General features: G+C 57.8%; 14 protein-coding genes. 5 read left to right on the forward strand and 9 right to left on the reverse strand.

The window, feature by feature from the left end:
• Nucleotides 1–105: 105 nt before the first annotated feature.
• From ACR0FE_RS00505 to ACR0FE_RS00525, 5 genes are read right to left on the reverse strand one after another with little or no spacing between them, the layout of a single operon-like run.
• Nucleotides 106–726: an ImuA family protein gene (locus tag ACR0FE_RS00505; protein WP_480910220.1), complete on the reverse strand. Its 621-nt coding sequence runs from the start codon at nt 724–726 to the stop codon at nt 106–108.
• 60 nt (nt 727–786) lie between these two features.
• A complete protein-coding gene (locus ACR0FE_RS00510; RefSeq protein WP_321253383.1) occupies nt 787–1,368 on the reverse strand; it encodes a retropepsin-like aspartic protease family protein in 582 nt (193 codons plus the stop codon).
• A gap of 41 nt (nt 1,369–1,409) precedes the next feature.
• Nucleotides 1,410–2,030, reverse strand: a complete 621-nt coding sequence (locus ACR0FE_RS00515; protein WP_170616279.1) for a MarC family protein — start codon at nt 2,028–2,030, stop codon at nt 1,410–1,412.
• On the reverse strand, nt 2,027–2,419 hold the full coding sequence (locus ACR0FE_RS00520; RefSeq protein WP_170824572.1) for an ACT domain-containing protein: 393 nt from the start codon (nt 2,417–2,419) through the stop codon (nt 2,027–2,029). The genes ACR0FE_RS00515 and ACR0FE_RS00520 overlap by 4 nt, the downstream gene beginning before the upstream one ends.
• Nucleotides 2,416–4,266 carry an ABC-F family ATP-binding cassette domain-containing protein gene (locus ACR0FE_RS00525; protein WP_480908894.1) on the reverse strand — a complete coding sequence of 617 codons (1,851 nt, stop codon included), beginning with the start codon at nt 4,264–4,266 and terminating at the stop codon, nt 2,416–2,418. The genes ACR0FE_RS00520 and ACR0FE_RS00525 overlap by 4 nt, the downstream gene beginning before the upstream one ends.
• Before the next feature lie 106 nt (nt 4,267–4,372).
• On the opposite strand from ACR0FE_RS00525, the gene ACR0FE_RS00530 reads away from it, so the two are divergent.
• Together ACR0FE_RS00530 and ndk are read left to right on the forward strand one after the other, a co-directional pair.
• A complete protein-coding gene (locus ACR0FE_RS00530; protein ID WP_480910222.1) occupies nt 4,373–5,575 on the forward strand; it encodes a multidrug effflux MFS transporter in 1,203 nt (400 codons plus the stop codon).
• A gap of 102 nt (nt 5,576–5,677) precedes the next feature.
• Nucleotides 5,678–6,100 (forward strand): nucleoside-diphosphate kinase, encoded by a 423-nt coding sequence (gene ndk, locus ACR0FE_RS00535; protein ID WP_155143779.1) that lies wholly within the window; start codon nt 5,678–5,680, stop codon nt 6,098–6,100.
• A 58-nt stretch (nt 6,101–6,158) separates the two neighbouring features.
• On the opposite strand, the gene ACR0FE_RS00540 is transcribed toward ndk, so the two are convergent.
• Nucleotides 6,159–6,506, reverse strand: coding sequence for a TfoX/Sxy family protein (locus tag ACR0FE_RS00540; protein ID WP_480910224.1), 348 nt, complete (start codon nt 6,504–6,506; stop codon nt 6,159–6,161).
• 283 nt (nt 6,507–6,789) lie between these two features.
• Here ACR0FE_RS00540 and ACR0FE_RS00545 point away from each other — a divergent pair, with 283 nt between their 5' ends.
• The 3 genes from ACR0FE_RS00545 to ACR0FE_RS00555 are packed head-to-tail and all read left to right on the forward strand — an operon-like array spanning nt 6,790 to nt 9,518.
• On the forward strand, nt 6,790–8,307 hold the full coding sequence (locus ACR0FE_RS00545; protein ID WP_480910226.1) for a CHAD domain-containing protein: 1,518 nt from the start codon (nt 6,790–6,792) through the stop codon (nt 8,305–8,307).
• Nucleotides 8,308–8,310: 3 nt separating this feature from the next.
• A complete protein-coding gene (locus ACR0FE_RS00550) occupies nt 8,311–9,054 on the forward strand; it encodes a ParA family protein (RefSeq protein WP_480910227.1) in 744 nt (247 codons plus the stop codon).
• The gene (locus ACR0FE_RS00555; RefSeq protein ID WP_480910229.1) at nt 9,051–9,518 is read left to right on the forward strand and encodes a CYTH domain-containing protein; all 468 of its coding nucleotides are present in this window, start codon (nt 9,051–9,053) and stop codon (nt 9,516–9,518) included. Before ACR0FE_RS00550 ends, ACR0FE_RS00555 begins: the two co-directional genes overlap by 4 nt.
• Here ACR0FE_RS00555 and ACR0FE_RS00560 read toward each other — a convergent pair.
• From ACR0FE_RS00560 to ACR0FE_RS00570, 3 genes are all read right to left on the reverse strand, one after another.
• Nucleotides 9,515–10,885, reverse strand: a complete 1,371-nt coding sequence (locus tag ACR0FE_RS00560; RefSeq protein WP_480910231.1) for a sensor histidine kinase — start codon at nt 10,883–10,885, stop codon at nt 9,515–9,517. The two genes, ACR0FE_RS00555 and ACR0FE_RS00560, sit on opposite strands and share 4 nt — an antisense overlap.
• Nucleotides 10,878–11,558 carry a response regulator transcription factor gene (locus ACR0FE_RS00565; protein ID WP_170616300.1) on the reverse strand — a complete coding sequence of 227 codons (681 nt, stop codon included), beginning with the start codon at nt 11,556–11,558 and terminating at the stop codon, nt 10,878–10,880. Before ACR0FE_RS00565 ends, ACR0FE_RS00560 begins: the two co-directional genes overlap by 8 nt.
• Before the next feature lie 164 nt (nt 11,559–11,722).
• Complete coding sequence (locus ACR0FE_RS00570) at nt 11,723–13,159, reverse strand: DegQ family serine endoprotease (RefSeq protein ID WP_480910233.1); 1,437 nt, start codon at nt 13,157–13,159, stop codon at nt 11,723–11,725.
• Nucleotides 13,160–13,588: the final 429 nt, after the last annotated feature.

Consider the following 13,588-nt stretch of genomic DNA (forward strand, 5'->3'; position numbering starts at 1 on the left):
CTTGTCTGGTTAACATCGGGGCCCTGAGGTGGATTGGTTAGCTCTGACCCTCAGCTAGAGCCCGGCTTTGTGTTTGGCCAATCAAATCCTTCGTGAATGGCCCGATCAGGCCGGAACATCCTGCGCTTCGGTCCGGTGCAGGTGCAGGCCCGCGCGCGGTTTGGTCTGGGTGACTTGCCAGCTGACCGGGGGCAGGGCGCGGGCGCGGCGGCGGGTCAGTGTCCAGGATCGGGCCTCGCCCTTGTGGTTCGCCGCCATGTGCCAGCGCGTCTCGACACCTTGCGCGCCGCCATCGCCGGGTGTCAGCAGCAGCCCGAGCGGTGCCCGCCCCATCGCGCCGCCCTGTTCTGCGGCCAGATGCATCCGTCGTACCGGTGTCAGCCCGGGCGCACCGGGCAGGTCGCCAATGATCAGCGGGATGGCCCCGCTGCGCAACGCCTCTTCCATGCACCACAGCAGGTCTTCGGCGCGGTTGGGGCGGACGAACAGGAAACGCGCGGGGTCGGCAAAAGGCATCATCCCGTCAGGGTTCAGCTGGCCGGGCTCCCACGCGGGGGAAATCCACAGCACCGGCCCCTGTGCCTGACCCGCCAGCCACATGGCAAAGCTGCGTCGGGCAGGGCCGCAGGCCTCGTGCACGCGGGCCAGTTGCAGGGTGATCTGAGGGTGCAGTTTTATCCCCGGCGCCTCGCGCGCGGGTTTGCGGCCAAGAAGGTGTGCAGACATGCCGTCAGGTTAGCATGTTCCTACTTTGTTCTCAAGGCTGGATGTGATCCCGGAAGCCATTTAACGAGACAGGATCAGACGGCCATCGGCAAACTGGATGTTCGAGAAACGATGCAGATAATCCATGCCCAGAAGGGACTGATGCAGCTCGCCTTCGTTGATCCAGGCCGAGATGTTGCGGTCTACGATCGGGCCAAGCTCGAGGCTGTCAAGACGTACGGGCGCTGTCCGGACTTCTCCGTTCGCGGTGGCGGCGCGGCCAAAATAGTTCAACTGATCCGGATCAATGCCGACGCGCCTTGCGTCTGCGGAACTCAGGACAATCTGACTGGCTCCGGTATCGACGAGAAACGTAATCGGCTCTCCGTTCACCAGAACTGGCAGGTAATAGTGCCCGTCATAAGACCGGGGAACCTCAACCGTGTCGCCGGTTACGGACATCTGCGCCGAAGGGCCCACGGTTGAACGGATGTCTTCCCACAGGCCCACCACAGCTATCACGCCAATAAAGATGAACACCCAGGCCATCATCTGTTGCAGGGTCTTGTTCAGCGATTGCCGGTTCTGAGAGATGAACCAGGCCACCACCGCTGCGCCGAGCAGGCTCAGATACGCCAAACGTGCAATGCTGTCGCCATCCATACCGTTATCCCAACAATATTACCTGAGTGATATATGGGGATTCAGGACGCAAATCCAAAGGCCTTAAGGCCATCCAGGATGAACTGAACCGACAATGCCGCCAGCAACATGCCCAGCAGGCGGGTCAGTACGTTCAGCCCGGTTTTGCCCAGAATACGGGCCACAGCGCCGGATGTCAGATACATCACGAACACCATCGCCAGCACGACCAGCATCACACCGATGACGACGGCCAGCCCCTGTATGCCGGGCTGCTGACCCGCCAGCAAAATCATCGTTGCAATCGCGCCCGGACCTGCAATCAACGGAATGCCCAGCGGAAAGACCGACGGATCGGGGTGTTCTTCTTCTTCGGCGCTGGTTTCACGCCGTTTTGTTCGGCGCTCAAACAGCATGTCGAGCGCTGTCAGAAACAGCAGGACGCCACCGGCGACCCGGAATGCCTCCATCGAGATACCGACAAACCCCAGAAGCGCTTCGCCAAAGGCGGCAAACATGGCCAGAATGACGCCCGCCGTCAGACACGCGCGGATTGCGATCGAGCGGCGCGTGTTCCAATCCATGCCCTGGGTCAGCGCCACAAAGATCGGTGTTTGCGCAGGCGGGTCGAGCACCACGAATAGCGTCGTGAACGCGGTAATCAGGAATGCGCTGTCTATCACTGTTTGCTGCTCCGTTGCAGGTCTTGCAGGACACGCAAGGCGTCTTGCGACTGCGCTGCGGGGACATAGATGTGGTCGTGGTGATATCCCGCGACCATGTTTGCAGGTATTCCATGCCGCGCCAAAGCACCAGATACGGCGGCGGTAAGGCCTACGCCCTCCAGCGAGGAATGAACCTGCAATGTGATGCAGTGCATTGGGACCGTGTCTTGTGGCGCGCTGTCAATCGGGACGATCAGGGACAACCCCTCCGCCTCGACGCAGCTTGCACGTGTTCCGTCAGGCCAGGGTTTGTTGTCAGGCCAGACCACAAAGGCAAACGCACCAGGCTGCAAAACGGGGCGCATGCCGGAAATCATGGCATTGGTGTCCTTGACGGGTTGGGTCATGCGGATTCCGCCTGTTCCAGTCGTTCGGCGGCCGCAACCCACAAGGTCTCGGCCTTTTGCATGGCTTCGACAACTTCGGCAAATTTGCGGTTCCAGGATTCCAGATCGTTGATCCGGTCGTCTTCATACAGCGCGGGGTCAGCCAGTTTGGCCGACAGCTTCTCGTGCATGTCGCTCAACTTCTCGATCCGGTCCTCACATTTGCGCAGATCAGCGCGCAGAGCCAGCATCGCCTCGCGCGACGGGCGTTTGGGTTTGGCGGCTTGCGGCTTTTCCTTGAGCGGTTTTTCTCGGGCCAGCAGCATGGCGCGATAGGCTTCAAGGTCGCCGTCAAAGGGCTTGACCGTGCCGTCCGATACCAGCCAAAGCCGATCTGCGACCAGCGACAGCAAATGCATGTCGTGGCTGACCAGAACAACCGCGCCGGAATATTCAGTCAGCGCCTCGACCAGCGCCTCGCGACTTTCGATGTCCAAGTGGTTTGTCGGTTCGTCGAGGATCAGCATATGCGGCGCGTCGATCGTTGCGATCAGCAGCGACAGGCGGGCCTTCTGTCCGCCCGAGAGGCGGCCGACCACTGTCTCGGCCTGATCGGCGTTCAAACCGAATCCGGCCAGACGAGACCGCCACTTGCCCGGCGCCTCGTTTGGGCGCAGGCGGCGCAAGTGATCCAGCGGCGTTTCATCAACATAAAGCTCATCCACCTGATGCTGGGCGAAATAGCCGATCCGCAACTTGTTGCTGCGGGTCATTTTGCCGGCCATCAGGGGCAGGCGGTCGGACAGCAGCTTGGACAGGGTCGATTTCCCCTGACCGTTCTTGCCCAACAGCGCAATGCGGTCGTCCTGGTCGATGCGCAGGTTCAGACGTCGCAGAACCTCGGTCTCACCATAGCCCGTCACGCCGCCTTCGATCTGGATGATGGGCGGGGACAGCTCTTCAGGTTCAGGGAACGAAAACGCGCGCAGGGCGGCCTCTTGCGGGGTCGAGACCAGCTGAATGCGCTCGATCATCTTAAGACGCGATTGGGCCTGAACCGCCTTGGACGCCTTGTACCTGAAACGGTCCACAAAGCTTTGCAGATGGGCGATGCGCGCCTTGGCCTTGGCGTTCTCGGATTCGGCCTGCGCCAGCCGCTCGGCGCGACGCTCGGCGAATTTGTCATAGGGCACCGCGTAATAGGTCAGCTTGCGGTCTTCCAGATGAAGGATCGATCCCACCGCGCGGTTCAGCAGACCCCGGTCGTGACTGATGATGATGACCGTATGCGGATATTTCGCCAGATAACTTTCCAGCCACAGCGCACCTTCGAGGTCCAGATAGTTGGTCGGTTCGTCCAGCAGCAGCAGATCGGGTTGCGAAAACAGCACCGCCGCCAGTGCAACGCGCATCCGCCACCCGCCCGAGAAATCCGAACAGGGCCGCAACTGGTCTTCATCGTCAAAACCCAGTCCTTTCAGGATCGAAGCCGCGCGCGCCTCGGCCGACCAGGCGTTGATGTCGGCCAGTCGGGTCTGGATATCGGCAATCCGCGCCGGGTCGGTGGCTGCGTCAGCCTCGGCCAACAGCGCGCTGCGTTCGGTGTCGGCGGCCAGAACCGTATTGATCAGCGAAACATCGGAGGAGGGGACTTCCTGTGCCACCCCGCCAATCCGCGCGCGGCTGGGCAGTTTGATGTTGCCCGATTCCAGCGCCAGTTCCCCACGGATAAGGCGGAAGAGGGTAGTCTTGCCGGTGCCATTGCGCCCGACAAGACCCACCTTGTGGCCGTCAGGTATTGTTGCGCTGGCCCCGTCGAACAGGGGACGGCCTTCTACCGCGTAGGTTATGTCTTCGATCCGTAACATGAGCCGCTCATAACAGAGGGTGAAATTGGCCGCCAGCAGCTTGACATGTTCAGCACGCGATCAATGTGATAGCGCTGACATGATTTCACCCGGAACGGATTGTTGAATGAGACCAGCGCGAACGCCTCCATCCCTGATCACGCTGGTCCTAATCACTGCGTTGTCGGTTCTGTCGCTGAACATGTTTCTGCCATCTCTGCCTCATATCGGCGAGGACTTGCAGGCAGATTACGGTCTCGTGAACCTGTCTGTTGCAGGGTACCTGGCGCTGTCTGCGGTTTTGCAACTGATCATGGGGCCTTTGTCCGACAGGTTCGGTCGCAGGCCGGTATTGCTGAGCTGCATGGGACTTTTCGTCATTGCCTCGATCGGCTGCGCCATGGCCCAATCGATCTGGGTGTTTCTGGGTTTCCGAATGTTGCAAGGCGCTGTTATCGCGGGGCAGGTTCTGGCGCGTGCCGCCATCCGCGACATGCATCCTCCCAATGAGGCCGCCAGCAAATTGGGTTATGTCTCGATGGCCATGGCACTGGCGCCAATGCTTGGCCCGATGCTGGGCGGAGTGCTTGAGATGTTGTTCGGCTGGCGGGCCGGATTTGTTCTGTATTCCCTGATGGGAACAGGCCTTCTGGCGCTGGTCTGGGTCGATCTGGGCGAGACCAATACCAACACAACCGCAACATTCATGGCCCAGATGAAGCTCTATCCGCTGCTGTTCAACTCGCGACGGTTCTGGGGGTATTCATTCTGTGCCGCCTTTTCCATCGGCGGGTTCTACGCCTTTATTACCGGTGCGCCGCTTGTTGCGGCCACGTGGTTCGATCTGAACCCGGCCTTGCTGGGGCTTGGAATCGGGATCATCACGATGGGGTTCATGGCCGGAAGCTTTTTGACCGGACGGCTTGCAGCCCGCACAAGACTGAGCACCCTGATTCTTGCAGGGCGAGTGATCGCTTCGGTCGGCCCCTTGATCGGCTTGATGACCTTTGCAGGGGGTGTGGGGACTGTCTGGTCCTTCTTTGGTTCCGCCGTGTTTGTCGGGTTTGGGAACGGGCTGACCGTGGCCAACGCGACCGCTGGCTTGATGTCAGTGCGGCCCCAGCTTGCAGGCAGCGCAGCAGGTCTTTCGGGCGCTATGACAGTGGCCTTGGGCGCGATCCTGACTTCGGCCACCGGGGTACTGGTCACCCCCGGAAACGCACCCTTCATCGTGCTGGGGATGATGGGCGTCAGCAGTTTCGCGGGCCTTCTTGCCGTGCTCTATGTGCGCTGGATTGACCAGCGCGACCCGTTGCCCGACACGATCTGATCCGCAAAGCATCATAGTGCTTTTCTTAAGGGACAGACCATGCTAGGCGGCGCGCGATAGATTTCGGCGCGGGTCCGCGTCATATAGTAAGGAGAGGCCGACATGGCACTGGAACGCACATTCTCGATCATCAAACCCGATGCAACCCGCCGCAACCTGACTGGCAAGATCAACGCCAAGTTCGAAGAAGCCGGCCTGCGCATCGTTGCGCAAAAGCGCATCCACATGACGAAGGAACAAGCCGGCAAGTTCTACGAAGTACATGCCGAGCGTCCGTTCTATGACGAACTGTGCGAATTCATGTCGTCGGCTCCGGTTGTTGTTCAGGTTCTGGAAGGCGAAGGCGCCATTGCAAAGAACCGTGAAGTCATGGGCGCAACCAACCCTGCAGACGCAGCAGCTGGCACCATCCGCGCCGAGTTCGCTGAATCGGTTGGCGAAAACTCGGTCCATGGTTCGGACGCACCTGAGACAGCAGCGGTTGAAATCGCTTACTTCTTCTCGGGCATCGAGCTGGTCGGCTAAGCCACCACTTTGGTGAACAGATTAGGCCGCCTCCGGTTTCGGGGGCGGTTTTTTTTGTTCAAACTGACTTGAGGTCATTCGACGTGATGCGCACTCCGATGGCGTCGAGGTCCGAAACCAACTTCGATTGCGGGGCGGTCTTTGTATTGGCCTTGATCGCATCGAACCTTTGACGCAGCGCTTTCTTTTCCTCGCCTTTGCAATCGTTCCAGGGGCGGCCCTGCAATCCCATGACAAGTACATAGTAGCCAATGAAATGCGGTCGTGACCCTGCGTGAAGCAGCCGGGCATACGCCGCGTCGGCCCCCAGTTCGCGCAACTCCTGCGCCGAATGAATTCCAGCGCGTGCGCATGCCTGTTCAAAGGCAGGGCCGAGGTTGCGGATGGATGAAACAGGATCTGACATGCCCAAGTCTTATCTGGACGCCGCGATGCTGTCATCCGGTTGATGGAGTGTCGCCGGCCTGAAGGATAACATTGACGCAATGCTTGCCTGATCACCCAAGCTACGGTTTCATGGTGCCATATTGCCGTGCAGTCTCCGATGTTGGAAAATCAAGGAAACCGGTAACAATCGGTAGCCGAATACAATGTCGCGAAAGCCGGGTGATCGAAGAAGTGAGTGAGACAGAAATCATGGAAACTTTTTTGATCGATGAGCCCCGCGTGCCTCTCAAGGACCGACCCTGATGGTGCAACTGGCCGGAGTGTACGTTGTTGAAGGGAAATTTGACCCGCTTGCGTTCAACAAGGGCCTGAAAGGGCTGGCCTTACGGGTTGAAGGTGGGAATCCGCCGCAGTCCTTCAACTGGCTGGATTGCCACGATCAATCGCTCAGATCAGCGGGGTCGATCTTGCTGGAGGTCGGCGAAACACTGCGGCTTTTGCAGGGTAATGCAGAATTTCCGGTTCAGAAGGGCGCAGGCACGGGAAAGTTCGTTCAGGACCTGCCGGACGGTCCGGTACGTGATGCATTGAACGGATTTCCAAAGCTGCGTGCATTGATGAACCTAGGTGCAGGAGATTTGGAAATCCAGGAATTTGCCGCAGTTGACGATTTGGAAAAGACGCGTGTGCGCGGCGAACTGATTTCACTGAAATCCGAAAACAGGCAGGCGACCCTGGTGCGGGTTCGTTCCCTGCGCGGATATGAACCCGCCTATAAAACGATCTGCGCAGCATTGCAGGAAATGGCCGGGGACGCAGGCGGTCTTGATGTCGTTTACCCCATCCTGTTCCCTGAAACGCCCCCGTATCAATCCAAACCTATCGTACTATTGGGAAAAGAAGAGCCTTCAATCGAGGTTGCCGTGGATCTGATGCGTACCTTTCTGGCTGTTGCGCGGCGGAACGAAGCGGGTGTGATTGCTGACATTGATACCGAGTTTCTTCACGATTACCGCGTTTCGTTGCGGCGTGTCCGCTCGGTTCTCAGCCTGTTCAAAGGGGTCTTTTCACCTGCGCAAACGAATGCCCTCAAGCGGCAATTTTCCGACCATATGGCCCCAACCGGCCGTCTGCGGGACTTGGATGTATATCTTTTGGAAAAGGATATATATTTCAGCTTGATACCGTCCAATCTTCATGAGGGTGTCGAGGCCATGTTTCGGCAATTCCAGACGGAACGTGCGCAGAATCTTTCAAGCTTGTCCCGTCGGTTCCGCAGTGCAGCCTATCAAAAGCAGATGGAAGATCTTGCGGCGCTGCTTGCAGCTCCCCAGTCTTTGCAACCCGGGCCCAACGCCGAACGCGGCGCTTATGAATATGCTTGCGCCCTGATCTGGAAACGCTACCGCAAGGTTTGCAAAAGGGCGCGGCGTATATCCCCCATGACCCCGGATAAAGCGGTCCACGATCTCAGGATCGACTGCAAGAAACTCAGGTATCTTATGGAATTCTTTGCACCGCTGTTTGATGCAAAGGCATTCAAGTCGATCATCAAGCCGTTGAAAAAGTTGCAAGATAATCTGGGGCGTTTCAATGACTGTTCAGTCCAGCAGGAAGCGCTGCTAGGGTTTGTGACTAAACAGTCAAACACACAAGGCCGGGTGGATGCGCAAATGGCCTTGGCCGCTGGTGGGCTGATTTCGGTGCTTGATCAGCGGCAAAAATCCGAACGGGATCGTGTGATCGCCAATTTCAATCATTTTGACAGCCCGGACATCCGGCATCTTTTCCGCAGCTTTTTTCATCATAAGGGGGACTGAGGATTGAAAACCATTGCCTGCTACAGCAACAAAGGTGGTGTGGGAAAAACCGCGACCTCGGTCAATCTTGCCTATGCTTATGCGCGTTCGGGTCAAAACGTGCTGCTGTGTGATCTGGATTCCCAAGGGGCGTCAGGATTCTACCTGCGGGTAAAGCCGTCAAAGAAGCTGACTGAAGCACGATTCTTCGAGGATGTGGAACGGTTTACCAAATCGATCCGCGCCAGCGACTTTGACCGGCTGGACGTTCTGCCTGCCAACCTGACCTATCGCGATTTCGATGTTTTTCTGTCGCGAATGAAAAACAGAAGATCCCGGTTGAAGAAAGCCCTGGTTGCGGCGGGCAGTGACTATGATGTGGTCATTCTGGACTGTCCGCCAAACTTTTCGACATTGTCCGAGAACGTATTCAAGGCTGCCGATCAGATTGTGGTTCCAGTCATTCCGACGACCTTGTCGGAACGGACATTCGATCAGCTGATCGTTTTTTTTGAACAGCAAAAACTGCCCAAAAAGAAGCTCAAGGCCTTCTTTTCCATGGTGCAACGGCGCAAGACCCTTCATCTAGAAACGATGGATGGAATGCGAAAGCTGTATCGCAAGAGGTTCATGAAAACGGTCATACCCTTCGCAGCCGATATTGAACGCATGGGTAAGCACCGCGCGCCTGTCAGCGTTTATGCAGGCTCGAGCGTGGCAAGTCGGGCCTACAAGGCGCTGTTTGACGAGTTGGAGGCCCTGACATGAGCACGGAAATCGAACGCAAGTTTCTGGTGGCTGAACGGCCTGATCTGACAGAAACGCGCAAAGCCTTGGTGCGGCAGGGCTATCTTACTGCGCCAGACGATTCCACCGAACTGCGGTTGCGTCAGAAGAACGACGTTCATTACCTGACACTGAAGGGAAAGGGTGCAATGGTGCGTGTGGAAAGAGAGGCTGAAATCACACCCGAACAATTCAGCACCTTCTGGCCCGAGACCGAAGGCCGCAGGGTCGAAAAAGAGCGCTATACCGGGGAGCTGCCGGATGGTCGGGTGTTTGAGCTGGACGTGTTTCTGGGCGATCTTGCGCCCTTGTCTCTGGTCGAGGTCGAGTTCACATCGGAGGCTGAAGCAGAAGGGTTCAGGCCGCCAAGCTGGTTCGGTACAGATGTGACCGGGGATAAGCGTTATAAAAACAAGATGATGGCGATTGGCGGGATTCCCGATTAACCCTTTCGCGCCAGCGTCAGTGTTGCTTCAAGCCCCGGATTGCAATTACGTGCCGAGAATTTGCCCCCATGCATGTGCGAAATTGCCGCGACCAGCGCCAGACCCAGCCCGGAATTGCGCTCTGTGCGCGCGGGATCAAGCGTGACGAATGGCAGTTGCAAACGGGGCAGGTCCTCGGGCGGAACACCGGGACCCTGGTCTCTGACGCTAAGAAGAACGTAATCCTTTATTCCGGACAAGTTTATCGTAATTTCAGACCCTTCTGGCACGTATCTCATCGCATTTTCGAGTAAGTTTGACAAAGCCTGGGACAGTAATGGGCGATGCCCCTGAATAGGCTTTGCTTCGCCGGATACTACAAGTCGGATACCCTGGTCCGCCGCGACAGGCTCGTACAGGTCCACCACGTCGCTCACCAACTGTTGCAGGTCAACTGGTTCGAACTGTTCCCGGCCCAGACCGGCCTCGGCGCGTGAAATCTCGGTCAACTGACCCAAAACCCGCAAAACGTGGTCGATTTCATTGGTCGCGCGGGCGATGTCGACTTCTCGGTCCAGATCACTCTTGCCGGGATCGGTCAAGGCTTCGATCCTTTGCCGAAGCCGCGAAAGGGGCGACCGCAAATCATGCGCAATCGAGTTTGATGTCGTGCGCAGGTTGCTGATCAGTTCTTCGATCCGGTCCAGCATGTTGTTCAGGGTGCCTGCGACCTGATCGAACTCATCCCCCGTGCCGCGAATAGGAATGCGGCGGCTCAGGTCGCCGGACACGATGTTGTCCGCGGTGTCCGCAACATCCTTGAGACGGGAAAACACCAGCCGGGTTAACAACCATCCGGTCAGCAGGCTCAGGAGCAGTGCAATGGCTAGGGCGAGCGCTACTGATTGAAACAGCACACGGTCGAACTGCTGTCTGGCGGACGCGTCCCGTCCAACCAGAAGCCTTTCACCGCCGGGCAGCCGGACCGATGCCGCCGAAATCGGAACAAACTGATTGGATTCGGTTTGCCGCACCTGAAGATCGACCCAGCCGCTGCCTGCAGTCACATCATCAGGCCATTGTGCGAGATTACCGGCAAGAGGTGTCCCAAACCTGTCTGTCAACAAATACAAAGCGTCGCGTTCGGCAGCGTTCGCAAGACGGCGATCGATGGCTGAAATCAATCCGATCATGCCGCGTCTGTCGTATTCGTCCGCCAGCCCGGTCAGCTCGGCGGTTACGACAGACCGGGTTTCGCCTTCGATCGTTCTGTTTGCCGTCAAATAGACCAGTCCCAGAACGGTCGCAGTCAGCAATGTGCTGAGAATCATGCTGGCCAAAACAAGCCGCGTACGCGAATTTCGCAGGGACAGTCGCAGGTTAGCCATCAGAAATCATGTAACCGGCCCCCCGGACAGTTTCAATCAGGGGCTGGGCGTCGCCTTCATCCAACTGACGGCGGAGTTTTGAGATATGGACATCGACGACATTGGTATTGGGATCAAAGTGGTAGTCCCACACACCTTCCAGCAGCATGGTGCGGGACACCACGCGGTTCTTGCGGCGCAGGAAGAATTCCAGGATCTGGAACTCGCGCGGGGTCAGGGAAATTTCACGACCGTCGCGCGTGACCTTGCGGGTCAACAGGTCCATTTCAAGGTCCCGGCAGTTCAGGGTCGGGTTTTCTTCGGCTTCCTGAGGGCGGCGCAACAATGCCTCAATCCTTGCATGCAGTTCCTGAAACGAGAATGGCTTGACCAGATAATCGTCGGCACCGGCGCGCAAGCCTTTGACGCGCTCGTCAACGGCGCTCATGGCGGTCAGCATCAGAACGGGCGTCTTTAACCCGGCGGCGCGCATGGATTTGATCAGGGACAGTCCGTCAAGACCCGGCAGCATCCGGTCAAGGACGACAGCGTCAAATCCTCCGTCAGTTGCGTGGTAAAGCCCCTCACGGCCATCCGCCGCAGTTTCGACAACATATCCTTCTTCGCCAAACCCCTTGGCGATAAAGTCCCGTGTTTCTTCGTCATCTTCGACGATCAGAAGGCGTCTGCTCATGATCGAGGTTCCTTTCTGCCGGGATTTAAACACAAATTTCAGATAAAGCACATGCCGGGTGCGACCAGGCACACCCGGCAGTGCCGGCAGGCTGCGGACAATTCAGACCCGCCGGCGAGGCGCGCGCCAAATTTCCCCATCACGTGGCACGCGCATGTTGCAGATCAGGCGATTTCGACCGCGACGAAGATCTGGTTGCCACCGCGATTGATCAGAACCAGCGCAGGGTCAGTCTTTTCGCTGTCCAGCGCCGCCTTCAGGGCCTCCGGAGTGATGGTGTCCTGACCGCCCAGTTTGACGATGACATCGCCGCGCCGTAGCCCTGCTTTTTCAGCCGGGCTGTCCGGCGACATGTCGGTCACGACGACACCTTCGACGGATTGGTCAACGCCCATTTCGGCCCGCGCGGCATCTGTCAGCGGGGCAACTGTCACACCAAGGGATGTACCGGACAGGGTCTCGTCAACCGCCTTGTCGGGTTCCGCCGATGCAGACTGATGCTGTCCGATGGTCAGTTTGACCTGTTCTTCCTTGCCGTCGCGCAACACGGTCAGCGTGCTGTCCGTGCCGACCTTGGTCGTGCCGACAAGAAGCGGAAGCTCGCTGCTGGAATCGACGCTCTGGTCATTGAAGCTGAGGATCACGTCGCCCTGCTGCAGGGCGCCTTCCGCGGGGCTGCCGGGTACGACATCCGACACAAGTGCGCCTGCTGACGAATCGATCCCCAATGCGGCCGCGAGTTCGGGGCTTACGTTCTGGATCGAGACACCCAACCAGCCGCGGCTTACCTGACCATCATCCAAAAGGTCGGCGGTGATGTGTTCGACGATATTCGAGGTTACGGCAAAGCCCAGACCGACCGAGCCGCCGCTGGGTGAGTAGATGGCCGAGTTCACGCCGATGACTTCGCCTTCCATGTTGAACAGCGGGCCGCCCGAGTTGCCTTTGTTGATGGCCGCGTCCGTCTGGATGAACTCAGCATATGGCCCTTGCGAGATGTTGCGGCCTTTGGCCGAAACGATACCGGTGGTCACGGTCGAATGCAGACCGAACGGATTGCCGATAGCGACCACGTCTTCACCGACGCGGATTACTTCACTATCACCCATCTTGACGGCCTGCAGGTCCTCGCCCGCGTCGATTTTCAGAACGGCGATATCGGTCAGGGGGTCTGTCCCCACGATTTCGGCTTCGAACGTTCGGTCATCGCTCAGACGGACAGTAACCGTGGCGGCATTGTCTACGACATGGTGGTTGGTGACGATGTAGCCGTCCTCATCCAGCACAAATCCCGAACCCAGCCCCTGGGCCGGGCCGCGTTGGGGGGCATCGAAACCTTCAGGCATGCCGAAGCGCTTGAAGAACTCACCGAACGGGTGGCCTTCGAAATCAAACTCTTTTCCCTGAACCGGGGTAGGGGCGGCCTGTTGTTTGGCGATAATGGTCACGACCGATGGCGAAACGGATTCGACGAGGTCTGCCAGGGCTTCATCGGCCAACGACGGCAGGGCGGTCGAGGCCAGCATGGTTGCGCCCAGGGCGCTGGCGCCGATCCAGCCAGACGTGCGTGGCAAAAGAAGCGAGGATTTTCGGATGCTCATTTAGTTCTCCTGTTAACATCACGCGGTTACACCCGCGCGTTGAGACAGAAGATGCCGTTTCAGGTTTGGGCTTTCATGATCGCGAGATTAAGAAATCTTAATTCAGCCACATTCGGGCCTTCCTTTGTTACCAATCAGGTCAACCGATACCGGGCGTGAAAAGGGATCGCAGCTCACGAATCGGTGTATTGTTGCCAAAATCGCTGTCAATGGATGAAAACTGGTGAATTGAATCTGTTTGGTAAACAAAGGGGCCGCGCAAAGTTGTGCGGATCAGTAGATCGCTTTCAGGTTGTGAAGAGGTATTATCTACTGACTAGACCTGAGTGTAACGCATTTTCTTTTTGTCGTTATTGATCACTCCAAGCAATCATAAAACATCGGTTTGTAACTTGGCCATAAGAGCGTAATCGCGTTAAGGTTGAGCTT

The organism is Ruegeria sp. K7, assembly GCF_056531785.1.